This window comes from Mucilaginibacter lappiensis (assembly GCF_050433765.1).
Lineage (GTDB): Bacteria > Bacteroidota > Bacteroidia > Sphingobacteriales > Sphingobacteriaceae > Mucilaginibacter > Mucilaginibacter lappiensis_A.
This window is the reverse complement of sequence record NZ_JBNPWP010000007.1, coordinates 15,259-30,546: the sequence shown is the minus strand read 5'-3', so window position 1 is coordinate 30,546 and position 15,288 is coordinate 15,259. Positions and strand designations below refer to the sequence as shown.

Annotated in this window: 13 protein-coding genes; 12 read left to right on the top strand and 1 reads right to left on the bottom strand. The window is 41.5% G+C overall.

Annotated features, from left to right (window positions below):
- Position 1: 1 nt before the first annotated feature.
- From feoB to M2273_RS20265, 9 genes are all read left to right on the top strand, one after another.
- Complete coding sequence (gene feoB / locus M2273_RS20305) at positions 2-2,116, top strand: ferrous iron transport protein B (RefSeq protein WP_429399599.1); 2,115 nt, start codon at positions 2-4, stop codon at positions 2,114-2,116.
- Between the two features lie 113 nt (positions 2,117-2,229).
- Positions 2,230-2,841: a sprT domain-containing protein gene (locus tag M2273_RS20300; protein ID WP_429399598.1), complete on the top strand. Its 612-nt coding sequence runs from the start codon at positions 2,230-2,232 to the stop codon at positions 2,839-2,841.
- Between the two features lie 144 nt (positions 2,842-2,985).
- Entirely contained in the window at positions 2,986-3,624 is a 639-nt protein-coding gene (locus M2273_RS20295) for an MBL fold metallo-hydrolase (protein ID WP_429399597.1), read from the top strand.
- A gap of 53 nt (positions 3,625-3,677) precedes the next feature.
- Positions 3,678-4,904 (top strand): FtsX-like permease family protein, encoded by a 1,227-nt coding sequence (locus M2273_RS20290; protein WP_429399596.1) that lies wholly within the window; start codon positions 3,678-3,680, stop codon positions 4,902-4,904.
- A 9-nt stretch (positions 4,905-4,913) separates the two neighbouring features.
- Positions 4,914-5,285 carry a hypothetical protein gene (locus M2273_RS20285; RefSeq protein WP_429399595.1) on the top strand — a complete coding sequence of 124 codons (372 nt, stop codon included), beginning with the start codon at positions 4,914-4,916 and terminating at the stop codon, positions 5,283-5,285.
- A 106-nt stretch (positions 5,286-5,391) separates the two neighbouring features.
- The gene (gene rbfA, locus M2273_RS20280) at positions 5,392-5,763 is read left to right on the top strand and encodes a 30S ribosome-binding factor RbfA (RefSeq protein WP_429399594.1); all 372 of its coding nucleotides are present in this window, start codon (positions 5,392-5,394) and stop codon (positions 5,761-5,763) included.
- Positions 5,764-5,774: 11 nt separating this feature from the next.
- Positions 5,775-6,521, top strand: coding sequence for a peptidoglycan DD-metalloendopeptidase family protein (locus M2273_RS20275; protein WP_429399593.1), 747 nt, complete (start codon positions 5,775-5,777; stop codon positions 6,519-6,521).
- An 83-nt stretch (positions 6,522-6,604) separates the two neighbouring features.
- Positions 6,605-7,282 carry a TonB family protein gene (locus M2273_RS20270; protein WP_429399592.1) on the top strand — a complete coding sequence of 226 codons (678 nt, stop codon included), beginning with the start codon at positions 6,605-6,607 and terminating at the stop codon, positions 7,280-7,282.
- A gap of 80 nt (positions 7,283-7,362) precedes the next feature.
- A complete protein-coding gene (locus M2273_RS20265) occupies positions 7,363-7,845 on the top strand; it encodes a hypothetical protein (RefSeq protein WP_429399591.1) in 483 nt (160 codons plus the stop codon).
- A 25-nt stretch (positions 7,846-7,870) separates the two neighbouring features.
- Here M2273_RS20265 and M2273_RS20260 read toward each other — a convergent pair whose 3' ends face one another.
- Positions 7,871-8,434 carry an RNA polymerase sigma-70 factor gene (locus tag M2273_RS20260; protein ID WP_429399590.1) on the bottom strand — a complete coding sequence of 188 codons (564 nt, stop codon included), beginning with the start codon at positions 8,432-8,434 and terminating at the stop codon, positions 7,871-7,873.
- Positions 8,435-8,677: 243 nt separating this feature from the next.
- Between M2273_RS20260 and M2273_RS20255 the strand changes: the two genes are divergently transcribed.
- From M2273_RS20255 to M2273_RS20245, 3 genes are all read left to right on the top strand, one after another.
- Positions 8,678-9,742 carry a FecR family protein gene (locus tag M2273_RS20255; RefSeq protein WP_429399589.1) on the top strand — a complete coding sequence of 355 codons (1,065 nt, stop codon included), beginning with the start codon at positions 8,678-8,680 and terminating at the stop codon, positions 9,740-9,742.
- Positions 9,743-9,908: 166 nt separating this feature from the next.
- Positions 9,909-13,472, top strand: a complete 3,564-nt coding sequence (locus M2273_RS20250; protein WP_429399588.1) for a TonB-dependent receptor — start codon at positions 9,909-9,911, stop codon at positions 13,470-13,472.
- Positions 13,473-13,494: 22 nt separating this feature from the next.
- The gene (locus M2273_RS20245) at positions 13,495-15,276 is read left to right on the top strand and encodes a RagB/SusD family nutrient uptake outer membrane protein (protein ID WP_429399587.1); all 1,782 of its coding nucleotides are present in this window, start codon (positions 13,495-13,497) and stop codon (positions 15,274-15,276) included.
- The last annotated feature ends 12 nt before the right edge of the window (positions 15,277-15,288 follow it).

Below are 15,288 nucleotides of genomic sequence, written 5' to 3'. Positions count from 1 at the left end.
ATTGAAAGCTGATATAAGAGTTGCACTTGTAGGAAATCCAAACACCGGTAAATCAACTCTCTTTAACATTTTAACCGGTCTTAATCAAAAAATAGGAAACTTTCCGGGAGTTACTGTTGATAAAAAAACAGGTTATTGCCAGCTACCCGACGGTCGTACAGCCGAAATCATTGACCTTCCCGGAACCTATAGCATTTATCCTAAAAGCCAGGACGAATCCATCGTATTTTCTGTACTGGCCGATAAAGCTAAAGGCATGGTGCCTGATCTGGTTGTGGTTATACTGGATGCATCAAACTTAAAGCGTAACCTGTTACTTTATACCCAGATAGCCGATTTAAAAATACCCATTGTGGTAGCTTTAAACATGATCGACGTATCTGAAAAGGCCGGTATCACCATTGATGTTGATCTGTTCGCACAAAAGCTGGGTGTACCTGTTGTGCCTATTTCGGCCCGAAAGATCAAGGGAATTGATCAGTTGAAAGCCACCATTGCTTATGCTAATAAAATAGCCCTGCAGCAAGATACCATTGATATTGAGGCCATCGCCCCGCAAATAATAGCGCAGATAAAAGACGATCTGAAAATAGACAATCCTTATTTTGCCCTGCAACTGGCCCACCAGCACGAAACGGTGAGCTATCTGTCTACCGAAGAAAGCGACCGTATTGAGCACCTGGAGCAGGAATTTTCATTTCACTCGCAAAAGGCACAGGCCTCAGAAACCATTGCCCGCTACAGCTTTATAAATGACCTGCTGTACGATACCGTTAAAAAACCTGATACGGCGCATGACGAAACTGTGAGCAATAAAATTGATAAGATACTTACCCATAAGGTATTTGGCTTTGTAATTTTCTTTGCCATACTGATGTTCATATTCCAGGCCATATTTTCGTGGTCGGCCTACCCTATGTCGCTTATCGAAAATCTGTTCATCTGGGTACAAAGCAACCTCACTAAATCATTACCCGCCGGTCCGCTGGTTAGCTTACTGGTTGATGGCGTAATTGCCGGCTTAAGCGGCGTTATGGTATTTATCCCACAGATAGCCATTTTATTTGCCCTGATATCCATATTGGAAGATACCGGCTACATGTCGCGGGTTACTTTTATGATGGATAAAGTGATGCGCAAGGTTGGGCTTAATGGCAAATCAGTAGTGCCGCTTATTGGTGGCTTTGCCTGCGCCGTGCCATCCATTATGAGCACCCGCAACATCGAGAACTGGAAAGACCGCATGATCACTATTATGGTTACCCCATTGGTAGCCTGTTCGGCACGTTTACCGGTTTATACTTTGCTTATTGCTTTGGTTGTACCCAACCGTAATGTATGGTGGTTATTTAACCTGCAGGGGCTGGCTCTTACAGCCATGTACCTTCTCAGCATCGTATCAGCCGTTACGGTAGCATTTGTTATGAAATTTATTTTAAAGGCACGGGAACGCGGTTATTTTATTATGGAACTGCCTGTTTATCGTATGCCCCGCTGGAAGAATGTTGCCTTTACCATGTATGACCGCTCCAAAACATTTGTATTGCAGGCCGGTAAAGTAATTATAGCGGTATCTATCATATTATGGGTACTAAAATCATACGGCCCCGGCGACAGGTTTGCACGCATCGACCAAAAATACACTCAGCAACAATACACCAAAAGTATGACGCCCGATAGCCTGAATAAAGTTGTCGCGTCCGAAAAATTGGAGAGTTCTTATGCCGGCGTGTTTGGCCACGTGATTGAACCGGTAATTAAACCACTCGGCTTCGACTGGAAGATAGGCATAGCCCTGATCAGTTCATTTGCCGCACGTGAGGTTTTTGTAGGCACCATGGCCACCATTTACAGCGTGGAAGGCGATGCTGATAAGCTGCAATCGGTACAACAAAAAATGCACACTGCGACCAATCCAGATACCGGGAAACCTGTATTTACGCTGGCGGTAGCGTTTTCGCTCATGATGTTTTATGCCTTTGCCATGCAATGCGCCAGTACAGTAGCCGTAGTGTATCGCGAAACCAAGGATTGGCGCTGGCCCGCGGCACAGTTTGCCTATATGACGGTGTTGGCATATACCGCCAGTTTTATAGTTTATAACCTGCTTAAATAATTCAGTCCATAGTCGATGGTCAATAGACCATAGTATCTGAAAACTTTACAAACCATCGACTATGGTCTATGGACTATCAATCGCCAATTATTATATTTGCATTGAGGTAAAAATTGGATAAAGTAAAAGTTTTAGAAAGATATCTTCCACCAGACGCGGCGCCCCTGATTGGCCGCTGGATTGATTACTTTAAATGCGAATTTAAAATTTCGCGCAACCGCGGCAGTAAATTTGGCGACTATCGTTCGCCACATGCCGGTAAAGGTCACCGGATCTCGGTAAATTATGACCTTAACCCCTACGCTTTTCTGGTAACCACAGTACATGAGTTTGCACACCTGCATACCTGGAACGAGCATAAGCACAAGGCTAAACCGCACGGCACTGAGTGGAAAAACAATTTCAAGAAAATGATGCAGCCTTTTTTTGAAAAGGATATTTTCCCCCACGATGTTAAACATGCCATCACCAGCTATTTGAATAACCCTGCCGCTTCCAGCTGCTCCGACCTTAACCTGTACCGCTCCCTTCGCAAATATGATGCACACAAAGAATCGGTTATTACGGTTGAGAAAGCCCCATTCCAGGCGTTATTTAAACTGAAGGACGGACGTGTTTTCCGCAAGGAAGAGCAACTGCGCAAACGCTTTAAATGCGTAGAAGTAAAAACCAAACGGGTTTATTTGTTTAGCCCAGTAGCCGAGGTGGAGTTGGTGGAAGAGTAGTTTTGATTTCGGACTTACCTTTAGTATGTAATATAGTGTGTAATAAACTGGCAATTATTTAATCCGATATATCAAGATTCAGACAAATAAATCCGAAATCGAACATCCGAAGTCCGAAATCAATTAAATCCGTACTTTTGCGGCATGGCAAAAGTTAAATCATTTGTGAATAATCCTTACCAGGAAAACACCTATCTTTTATATGATGAAACCGGCGAATGCGTAATTATTGACCCGGGAATGTACACCGCTACCGAACAAAATGTAGTGGTTAATTTTATTAAGGATAATAACTTAAAACCTGTATTACTGCTTAATACCCACTGCCATATTGATCATGTACTTGGCAACAAATTTGTTTTTGATAAATACGGCTTAAAGCCAAAATTCCACATAGGCGAGTCGGAAGTACTGGCTGCTATTGTAGCTTATGCCCCACAAATGGGTATCCGGTACGAAGTATCGCCACTGCCCGATGAATATTTGCCCGAAACCGGCAGCATACAATTTGGCAATACCACGCTCAACCTGATATTTGCGCCCGGCCACTCACCTGCCCATTTATGTTTTTATGATAAAGCAGCCAATATTTTAATAGGAGGCGATGTGTTGTTCAGGCTCAGTATTGGCCGTACCGATCTGCCTGGCGGAAATTTTAGTCAGCTGATTGATAATATTACAACTAAGCTTTTCGCCCTGCCCGATAATTGCACGGTTTATCCAGGTCACGGCCCCGAAACTACTATCGGTTATGAAAAACAAAACAACCCTTTTTTAACTTAACAGTCAAAAAGTCCCTGGCAACTCATAACTTACAACCACAACTCAAAAACTAATTGAACACCTCGGTATATATAGCTAAAAGGTACTTGTTCTCGGGCAAGAAAATGCATGCCATCAATATCATTTCGGGCATATCCATGCTGGGGGTTTTAATTGGCAGCGCGGCTTTGATCATCATTTTATCGGTATTTAATGGGTTTGAAAAGGTGATCCTTTCCTTATACAGTAATTTTACACCCGAAATAAAGATAGAGACCCGCCTGGGCAAAACCTTTGATCCCAATACCCCTTACTTTAATGCTTTACATAAGGATGCCCGTATTTTTTCATATACCGAGGTATTGGAGGAAAAAGTACTGGTCAGATACGGCGATAAGCCGTTTTTGGGAACCATAAAAGGAGTAAGCGACGATTTTTTAAAAAACAAGCGACTGGATAGCACTGTTCGAATTGGTTCATTTACCCTAAAAAGCGGCGGACGGGATTTCGCGGTCATCGGTACTACTATTCAGGCTAACCTAGGTATCAACGTGCATGATAACCTGTCGCCTATGGAAATATTTTCGCCGAGGCGCGGAGTGGTAAATTCGGCAAATCCGTTGAATGAATTTGTGGTACGTTCCATCAATGCATCGGGTGTGTTTGCCATACAACAGGAGTTTGATGATTTTTTGGTTACCCCTATTGAGTTTGCCCGCGATCTGCTCGATCAGCCAAAAGAGATATCATCAATTGAGCTAACCTATAAAAGTGGCACTAACTTAACATCGGTCCAAAACAAAATAAAAGACGAAATTGGCGACAAGTTCACAGTAAAAAATCGTAAGGAACAAAACACGGAGCTATATAAAACGCTTAACTATGAGCGTTGGTCTATATTTATGATACTTACCTTTGTACTGATCATAGCAATATTTAATATTATTGGTTCGTTAACCATGCTGGTGATAGATAAACGTCAGGATATTGCTATTTTAAGTAGCCTGGGCGCTAATAAGCAAACTATACAGGGCATTTTCTTTTTTGAGGGAATGATGATATCATTAATTGGGTGTGTTGCCGGTATTGTGTTAGGGCTTGCGTTTTGCCTGGTGCAGCAGCACTTTGGCTTAATAAAAATGGGGGCGCAAATGTCGGTAATTGATGCTTACCCGGTTGACCTTGACATAGCCGACTTTGGGTTGGTATTTTTAACCGTAGGCGCAATATCCGTAATAGCATCAGGGATAAGTGCACGATTAAGCATTAAAGGGCTGGATGAAATCAAACAGGATTTGTAAATTTGTTGTATGAGGATAAGGTATATTAAATATTTCGCGTTCTTATTTATAGTTATTGCTGCATGCTCATGTAACAGAAGTCCGTCAAAAACCGATCAGCCCACGGTTTATAAGGGATTATATAGCTTTGGCCCCGAAATAAAATCATTTAAAGATTGCGATAGCGGCCGCGAGTTTTGGGTAACTGACAGCTCGGCCCAGCTGGAATTACAGTATTCTCAATTAAACTTTGAAAAACCTTACGAGCCGGTGTATGTTGAGGTGGAGGGTATCAAATCAAAATCAGGCAAGGAGGGTATGGGATCTGAATATGATAGCACCCTTGTTGTAAAGAAAGTAATAAAAATAACCAAAGAGATACCACAGGATATCTGTAATTAGTTATTTATTATTAATAGCTTTAATTTATAAAAATAACGCCTGCTTATTCAGCCGTTCAAACCAAATAATTAAAACTCATCTGCCACTGTGGCGTTAACTAATAACTATGGAATCAAAACGTCAGCAAAAATTTGCCGGAGTAATACAGCAGGACCTGGCCGCAATATTTCAGCGCGAAGGCATGAACTATTTGCCAAATACACTGGTAACCATAACTAAAGTACGTGTAACTCCCGATTTGGCCATTGCCCGTATATTTTTAAGCTTTTTTGGCAATACTAACCTGCAACTGGCCCTGCAAACCATCAAATCGCACGCTTCAGAAATCAGGTATAAACTGGGTGCCCGCATCAAGGACCAGGTGAGGATAATTCCCCAATTGGAGTTTTTTGTTGATGATACCAGCGAGTATGTGGAACGTATGGATAAAATATTTGAAAAAATAAACAAAGAGGAACGGCAACCCGATACCGAATAAAAACTATCCGGATGGACCACCATATTTTGTTAAAAAACTTTATCGACAACAACCCCGAAGCCATTGGCAAGGTGGTTGACTTTGATGCCGGCGCCAACCGGCTTTTTTCGTTTGATTTTACCGCCGCCAATACCGAGCTAACCACAGCCATTATTGCTGATACGCAAAAGTTTAGCGATTGGGTAAGCCAAAAACTGAAAACCAGTAATTGCCGCTATGGCATTGGCGGTTATATGGAACACCGCACCATATACGCTGTAAGCGCGCATTTTGATACGGAAGACGAGCCCCGTCGCCTGCACCTGGGCGTTGATATTTGGGGTGATGCAGGCACCCCTATTTATACCCCGTTTGATGGTAAAGTTCACAGCTTTCAGGATAACAATAATTTAGGCGATTACGGCCCTGCCATTATATTACAGCATAACCTTGATGGTTTAACCCTGTATAGCCTTTACGGCCACCTGAGCCGCAAAAGCCTGGAGGGCCTAACTGTTGGTATGCTGGTAAGCAAAAATCAGCAGATAGCCACATTGGGCACCAATCAGGAAAATGGTCAATGGCCGCCACACCTGCATTTCCAGCTTATGTTTGATATGGAAGGCAAGTATGGCGACTACCCCGGCGTATGCCGGTACTCAGAAAAAGAGGAGTACCAGAAAAATGTTCCTGATCCGGGATTGGTGCTGAGGTTTTCGTGGCACAAATTTGGATCCCGGGCTAAAAATGTGTCTATCCTAACCATTATTAAGGTCTAGCCCGATGTTAGTCGGAAATATCCTTTTACAAAACCATCCCTTTTGTTAAACCTTATATCCGTTTTATTGTCGATATTTATAGTATGATAAAGCGCTTGTTTATCGGTATGTTCATAATGCTGGCTGCGGCAGTTACAGTCTGCGCCCAGCAACCGGCTTTTAAGGGCGGGCAACAGGCGCTGGTGGATTTTTTAAAAACTAAAATAGTGTATCCCGAATATTCCAGGCTAAATTGTATCTCAGGTACCATTGATGTAGCCTTTAAGCTTGATCAAAATGGTCGTGTTGTTGATGCCAAAGTACAGCGCGGTTTAGGTATCGACCTTGACGATGAAGCCCTGAGGGTAATAAAACTCACCTCGGGCAAGTGGACCGTACCCTCAGATTATAACCTTGCAACCAGCCTGGTGCAACCCATCCGGTTCGACCCTGAAACAAACCGTTGCGGCTCAACCAATGCCGCTAATATGCAGGCTGCTATTGACGATTACAGGAACCGGCAGGAGCTTGAAAACGCGGTGACCAATTATTACATCAACAAATACAAAGGCAAGGCCGATCTGTCGAAGGAATCCTATATCATTGCACTGAAAAAACAATTAGGCTTTGATGATGAACTGATAAGCGACCTGCTGAAACAAGCCAATGAAAAATTAAAACAAGGCGATAAGGACAGCGCCTGTACCGATTGGAATTTTATCCACAACATAGGCAGCGATAAGGCCAATAGCTTTATTTCGAAATATTGTGCCGCTCCCTAATCCCTGGAGGGTTTAAGACATGACTTATATTTTTTGAGCGTATAAAACTGTTGTCTTAATTTTTTACATTCACAGCGTTTATGCAAAACGAGCAGCAGTTACGCAAAAAGATAAAAACCTGGATCATTATATTTATTATCGGGCTGGTATTAAGCGGGGTAACCGCATTCCCTATTGAAACTGAGCTGGCTTTTTTTGCTGCACATGTGCACAATTTCCCAGTCTTTATGCAGGCCTGGGTTATAAAGGTTTATCAGGCGGTAAAAGCCACTAACCAAAACTATCCTTATTTAAGTTACGGTACCGACTGGCTGGCCTTTGGTCACCTGGTAATTGCCACGGCATTTATAGGCCCGCTTAAAGACCCTGTTAAAAATATCTGGATAATTGAGTTTGGGATGATAGCCTGTGTTATGGTATTCCCGCTGGCCTTTATCGCCGGACCAATAAGGGGCATTCCGCTTTATTGGCGGTTTATTGATTGCTGCTTTGGTATTTTTGGCATTATCCCACTTTATATTTGCTACCGCGACATCAGGAAACTTGAACGAATTACCACCTGATCGCTGAAAAAGTACAGCAGCTTTATTAAAAAAGCAGGTAGGTTACATGCTTTAAGGTTTGCCTTAGTTTTTCAAGGGCAATGCTCACCTGGCGCTCAACGGTTTTAGGCGATATGTTTAGTTGGCTGGCAATTTCCTTATATTTCATATCGCTGAAGCGGCTTAGTACAAAAATTTCGCGGCATTTTTCGGGAAGGGTGTTTATCGCGGCATTTATTTGCTGAGCTAATTCCTTTTCTTCATAACCATTTTCAACGGCGCTACGTACCTCATCAAAAAGATTATTCCTTTCTAAATAAGCCACGTATAAATTCTCAATTTTTTGGTGTTTTAAATAATTTAAGCTTCGGTTTTGCACCATTTTAAATAAATAGGAGCTAACTGAGTTCGAAAAAGTAACCTCATGGCCCTTTTCCCATAAAAGTTCAAACACATCTGCAACAATTTCCTCTGCAATTGACAGATTGTTTACAAAACGGTTAGAAAAAAGCGTAAGTCTGGCATAATAAAGCTTAAATAAAGCCTCAAAGGCCCTTTCATCGCCCTGCGTAAGTTTAGTAATAAGAATATCCTTGCTTTTGGTAATCATTTATTCATACTTTATCAAAATGGAGTACTTTTTAAAAAACTTTAACAAGTTAGGGAAAAATTTTTAAATGCTTCAAATTTAATATTGAAATAATGATAAAGTAATTATAAAACATTCTGCATAGTGTACACTACACACAATTAGTTCGGGCTTTTTGGGCACATATCCGAATATGTTAAAAAAAATATTTTCATTGTGTTTGAGGGTAAGCCTGTTTTTAATTGTCTTGCTATTATAACAAGCATGGACAACGAAGAAATAAAACTGTTATTAGTAAAGTACATTACCAGGGAGGCTGATGAGAGTGAGATTGATCAGGTTAGGGATTGGGTAAATGCTCACCCCGAAAACGAGCAGTACTTTGCCCAGCTATATGAAACATGGCAAAATATACTGTATCTACAGCCCAATGTTGTTAACGAGGAAAAAGCATTTGATAAATTTTCAGCACTATTGGTACCGCAGGAAACAAAATACCGATGGCTGATTAAATGGAGTAAGGTTGCGGCCATTATTACGCTGTTTGGTGTACTATCGGTTGTGTTAATAAAACATTACTCACAAAATGTTCAAAGCATCAGGGAGGTATCGGCCAATAATGGGGGTATCAAAAAGATCATCTTAACCGATGGTACCCTGGTTTGGTTAAATGCAGGCAGTAAACTAAACTATAGTACTGATTTTGGCAGAAAGAACAGAACTGTTTACCTGGAAGGCGAAGCATTTTTTGAAATAGCACCTGGTAAAAAAACCATCCCGTTTATTGTAAATACAAAAAATTACACCATACGGGATATCGGCACCAAATTTAACCTGAAGGCTTATCCTAACGACCCATTTTTTGAAACAACTGTTTTAAAAGGCGAGGTTGCGGTGGAAGGTAATATTGATAATAATGCACGTGAAATGAGCAGGATATATGTTAAGCCCCGTCAGGTATTGCGTATATACTATCGTCCGCAGAAAGAAAAATACACATATAAGTCTGATGATATACAGGAACTTAAAACCCTGAATGAGATACAGGTACTACAGGTTGACTCGGCCAAGATGAATAAGTACGATGGCTGGAAAGAAGACCTGCTGGTATTTGACGGCAATACGCTTGATGAAATATCAAAAGTATTGGAGCGCCGGTACAATGTAAAAATAGTTATGGACGACCCTGTTTTGCAAAATATAAGGTACTCTGGCAGCTTTAAAAATGTAGCAACTATTGATAAGGTATTAAATCTGATAAAAGGGAATACGGCCATCAAATATTCCATAGCAGGTAATACCGTAACCATTACCAAAAACAACAACTAAACAACAATAACTAAATTAAATAACCTTTAAAAAAAACGTATGGCAAAAAAATAACTCTCTCTTCAATAAAAAAACCCAGGTGCGCTAACACCCGGGTCATTAAATCAATAGCTAATACCCTACGCTTGGGGAAGCATCGTATTAACTGATTAACAAACACAAATTTATGATAAATTTTGACAGAAAATCTGTAATGGCCATACGCGTATGGCAAAAAACGATTAAAATTATGAAGCTTGTTACTGTTTTGCTCTTTACGGGTATAATGCATATACACGCTGCCGTCTATTCGCAAAACGTTTACAATTTTAACGTAAATAATATCTCGGTTAAACAAATGTTTAAACAGATAGAAAAAAACAGTAAGTACACTGTTTTTTACCGCCTTGACCAGGTAAACGTTGATAAAAAGATTAACGTAGAGCTGGCAGACGCCTCTATTGAAACGGTGATGAAAAATGTACTTCAAAATCAACCCTTAACCTTCCAGGTGGTTGACGATATCATCATCATTAAACCCACCGACGGCAAAAGTATTGCAACGGTTACTGTAACAGGTGTGGTTAAGGATGTAGCGGGCGCCCCGCTACCGGGAGTAAGCGTAAAACTTGCAGGAAGCTCATTGGGTACGGTAACCAATATTGATGGTAAATACAGCCTTACCCTTCCTGATGGCACTGGAACGCTTGAATTTACCTTCCTGGGTTTTACATCACAACGTATACCCGTTAACGGGCAAACAAGCATCAATGTAACGCTTACCGAAGAGTCAAAATCATTGAATGAGGTTGTTGTGGTAGGTTATGCTACCCAAAAGAAAAAGGACCTTACCGGCGCTGTGGCAGTTGTAAATGTTAAGGACCTTAATAAGCAGGCTTCATCATCAGTAAACAGCCAGCTACAGGGCCAGGCATCTGGTGTTACAGTTACAGGATCAGGCCAGCCGGGCGAAGAGCCGCAAGTACACATCAGGGGATTTAACACCTTTGGTGATAATACGCCATTATACGTGGTTGATGGTATGGAAACTTATGATGTAAGCACCCTGAACCCAAATGACGTAGAAACATTCCAGGTATTAAAGGATGCCAGTTCGGCATCAATATATGGAGCCAGGGCAGCAAATGGAGTTATCATCATTACCACCAAAAGAGGCAAGGGCAAAGTAAACATACAATACGATGCTTATTATGGCTCACAAGTACCTAAAGGTGGCAATGTTTGGAATACCATTACTCCGCAACAAATGGCCGATCTGCAAATGACCGCGCAAAAAAATTCGGGCAATGATGATTTTAAAGATCCGCTATATAACCCTACCGGTGTCGGATCAACCTATACAGTTCCGGATTATATAACACCAGCAGGTGCAAAAGAAGGTTCAGCTGCCGTTAATCCTTCAAAATATTATGTTAATCCCAATTTTACATCACCAGCGGATTATGCAAATTTTTACAGGATAACCAGGGCCAACAAAGCCGGCACGGATTGGTATCACGAGATATTTAAAAGCGCGCCAATGAACAGCCATAACCTAACGTTAAGCGGCAGTACCGATCAGGCAAACTACCTGTTTTCACTTAACTACTTTAATCAGCAAGGTACGTTGATTGATACTTACCTTAAAAGATATACCCTGCGTTCAAATACAAACTTTAATATAACCAAACATATCAGGGTGGGCGAAAACCTTGCTTATTCCATTACCAAACTACCGCAGGTAAATAACGCTCAAAGCCACGGACAGGTAACTACCAATGATCCCGATGGAGTTATTGCACATGCCTTAAGGGAGCAGCCTATTATACCGGTTTACGATATTATGGGTAACTATGGCGGCAGTTATGGTACCGGTCTGGGTGATGCCAACAACCCGGTAGCTATACAAAACCGCACAAAAAATAACGGATCAACCAGTTACCGTATATTGGGTAATGTGTTTGCCGAAGCTGATATTATTAAAGGCCTTACATTGCGTACCAGTTTTGGTGGCGATATTGTTAACAGCAACGATCACGCCTTTACCTACCCAACTTATGAAAACGTTGAAAATTCCACGATAAACAGTTATAGTGAAAATTCAGCCGCCGATTACAGTTACAACTGGACAAATACGCTTACTTATCAAAAAATATTTGGAAAGCATAGCCTTAACGTGGTTGTAGGTACTGAGGCTGTTGAAGATCATTCAAGCAGCCTTGGCGGCAGCATACAAGGTTTTTATACTTTTGACCCCAATTACGTTAACCTTTCAACCGGTACAAATAACAAAAACACCAGCAGCAGCAAGACCAGTAATTCCCTGTTCTCGGAGTTTGCCCGCCTTGATTATATTTTTAATGATAAATACCTGTTCAATGCAACTATTCGCCGCGACGGTTCATCAAAGTTCCCGGTAAGTCAACGGTATGGTTATTTTCCCGCATTTAGTGCCGGCTGGCGCATTTCGCAGGAAAGTTTCCTGAAAGATGTAAAATGGATCAGTGATTTAAAGTTGCGTGGTGGCTGGGGTATTATGGGTAACCAGATCAATATGGGATCAAAGGATGCTCACATTACCTATAGCAATAGCATAGGGCAGTCATATTACCCAATAGATGGCACTGCAAACTTAACACCGGGCTTTTATCAGGATCAAATAGCAAACCCTAATGCTTTGTGGGAAAAAGACATCAACTCTAACTTTGGTTTTGATGCTACCCTGCTCGATGGTAAAATAGCTGTAACTGCTGATTATTACCGTAAGGATATCAAAGATCTTTTGTATGCTGCTACACAATTGGGTACCGCCGGTAACGGAGCTGTGCCTGCACAAAACGTAGGTAAAATGAAAACCGATGGTCTTGATATATCAGTAACAGGTAATATTAAAGCCAGTAGCGACCTGAGTTTTAATGCAACAGGTACCATAACTACTTATAACAACAAAATATTAAAAGTATCTGACGATGCAAACTATTTTGCAGGTACCGCAACAAGCCGTTTTGATAGCCCTATTACCCGTAACCAGGTAGGCCACTCATTAGGCGAGTTTTACGGATACCAGATTGCCGGTTTCTGGAACACCCAGGGCGAAATTGATGCTGCTAATGCAGGCGCTCAAAAAATAAGCAATGATGCAAACGCTGTTTACCAATCAGATGTTAAGGTAGGTCGCTTCAGGTATAAAGATGTAAACGGCGATGGAATAATAACCGAAGCCGACCGTACATTTTTAGGCAATCCTAATCCTAAAGTTACTGCCGGCTTAAACCTGGGTGTAAATTATAAAAACTTTGATTTCAGTGTATTCCTATATGGCTCATTTGGCAATAAATTATGGAACAGCGTAAAATATTGGAGAGATTTTTATGCCTCCTTTGGAACAGCTAAAAGCTATACTGCCCTTAACGATTCGTGGACACCTACACATCAGGATGCCAAAGCTCCTATTCAGGAACTGGATGCATCTACAAGCAGCGGAGCAACACCTAACTCATACTTTGTTGAAAACGGAACCTACGTTCGTATGCGTAACGCTCAAATCGGTTATACTTTTAACATCAAAAGTTTAAAAAAAGCAGGGATCCAAAAATTAAGGATTTATGTATCAGCAACAAACCTGTTTACCTTAACTGGTTACAGTGGTGTTGATCCTGAACTAAATGGCACCACTACTGATTTTGGTATTGACGAAGGTGGTTATGCAAGTCCGCGCACATTTTTATTCGGAGTTAATTTTTCATTATAACAACAGTATTAAAAGTATTACAATGAAAGCAAAAAAATATATTACCATAATGCTACTCAGCGCTTTGTCGCTTGGTGCGTGTAAAAAATCATATCTTGATAAGCCTATTACCGGAGCACTTGAACCACAGTTTCTGGAAACCGAAGATGGCGCGAACCAATTACTTATTGGCGCTTATGCCGCTTTAGATGGGCAGCAAGGCGGCGATGCGGCTATTGGTGGTGGCGGTGCGTGGGAAGCCTCACCTGACAACTGGGTATACGGCGGTGTTACAGGTGGCGATGCATCAAAAGGAAGTATTGCCGGTGATCAACAACCTATTGAACCCATTTTGAAATATAATGCTGATGCCAGCAATGGTTTTTTTAACAGCAAATGGAGAGCTGATTATGAAGGTGTGGCACGTACAAATAATACCTTAAAAATAACAGCCAAAGTAACCAAGATAACAGATGCCGCCAGAACCAATATAGTAGCCCAGGCCAAATTTTTAAGAGCTCATTATTATTTTGACCTTAAAAAGATGTTCAACAATGTGCCCTATCTTGATGAAACTACTACCAATGTTAATCAGCCAAATAATACCGACATATGGCCAAAGATTGAGGCAGATTTTAAATATGCCTATGATAACCTGCCGGTTTCCCAATCAGAAGTAGGCCGTGCCAATAAATGGGCAGCAGGTGCTTATTTAGGTAAAACCTATTTATTTGAGCATAAATATGCCGAAGCAAAGGTAGTTTTTGATGCGGTAATAGCTCAGGGGGTAACATCCTTAGGCCAAAAGTATGCGCTGAATGCTCGTTTTAATGATAATTTCAGAGCAGCTACAAACAATAGTGCCGAATCGGTATTTGCGGTACAGGCCGCGGCTAACACTGATCCTAACGGCCCATCAAATGCAAATAATGGCGACATGCTGAATTTTCCATACGGTAATAGCAGTCCGTTTAGCTGCTGTGGTTTTTATCAGCCTTCTATTGACCTGGCAAACCATTTCCGTACCAATTCGGCTACAGGCCTTCCATATCTTGATGATTATAACAGCCATGCGCTAAAAACAGATATGGGCGTAGCCGCTGATGAAGATTTCACACCCGAAACCGGAACAGTAGATCCACGGTTAGACTGGACAGTTGGTCGCCGGGGTATACCATATCTTGACTGGGGCTTACACCCAGGTACAGATTGGATAAGGGATCAGCAATATGGCGGACCATATTCGCCTATTAAAAATGTTTATGGCCAGGCCGAGCAGGAAACCAATGGTGATAATACCTCCTGGGCACCAGGTTCGGGCATCAATTACAACCTTATCCGTTATGCTGATGTATTACTGATGGCTGCCGAAGTTGAAGCACAGCTTGGTAATTTAGATAAAGCTGAAAGCTATGTAAACATGGTACGTAACCGGGCCGCCAATACAACAGGATGGGTACATACCTATAAAAATAATGATAAACCAACTACAGGCTTTACCACAGCTCCTGCTGCAAATTATAAAGTAAGCCCTTATCCGGGTGGGGCTTTTGCGAGTAAAGACTTTGCTCTTAAAGCTATTTATTTTGAGCGCAAAATTGAATTAGCCATGGAGGGCCATCGCTTTTTTGACCTCGTTAGATGGGGTATTGCTGATACTGAGCTTAATGCTTACATAGCCTATCAAAGCACGCTAACCAATGATGTTAAGGGCGGAAAATTCATTAAAGGCAAAAGCGAGTATTATCCTATACCACTGGCGCAAATTGATTTAAGTGCAAGCGGCGGCACGCCACAACTCAAACAAAACCCAGGCTATCATTAATAAAAATTCAAA

Bases quoted from the DNA above. Each gene is read 5' to 3' on its own strand.
- M2273_RS20265 (WP_429399591.1), top strand. From the start codon at position 7,363: ATGCAAAACGAGCAGCAGTTACGCAAAAAGATAAAAACCTGGATCATT.
- M2273_RS20295 (WP_429399597.1), top strand. From the start codon at position 2,986: ATGGCAAAAGTTAAATCATTTGTGAATAATCCTTACCAGGAAAACACC.
- M2273_RS20270 (WP_429399592.1), top strand. From the start codon at position 6,605: ATGATAAAGCGCTTGTTTATCGGTATGTTCATAATGCTGGCTGCGGCA.
- M2273_RS20255 (WP_429399589.1), top strand. From the start codon at position 8,678: ATGGACAACGAAGAAATAAAACTGTTATTAGTAAAGTACATTACCAGG.
- M2273_RS20245 (WP_429399587.1), top strand. From the start codon at position 13,495: ATGAAAGCAAAAAAATATATTACCATAATGCTACTCAGCGCTTTGTCG.
- rbfA (WP_429399594.1), top strand. From the start codon at position 5,392: ATGGAATCAAAACGTCAGCAAAAATTTGCCGGAGTAATACAGCAGGAC.
- M2273_RS20260 (WP_429399590.1), bottom strand. From the start codon at position 8,434: ATGATTACCAAAAGCAAGGATATTCTTATTACTAAACTTACGCAGGGC.
- M2273_RS20275 (WP_429399593.1), top strand. From the start codon at position 5,775: ATGGACCACCATATTTTGTTAAAAAACTTTATCGACAACAACCCCGAA.
- M2273_RS20250 (WP_429399588.1), top strand. From the start codon at position 9,909: ATGATAAATTTTGACAGAAAATCTGTAATGGCCATACGCGTATGGCAA.
- M2273_RS20285 (WP_429399595.1), top strand. From the start codon at position 4,914: ATGAGGATAAGGTATATTAAATATTTCGCGTTCTTATTTATAGTTATT.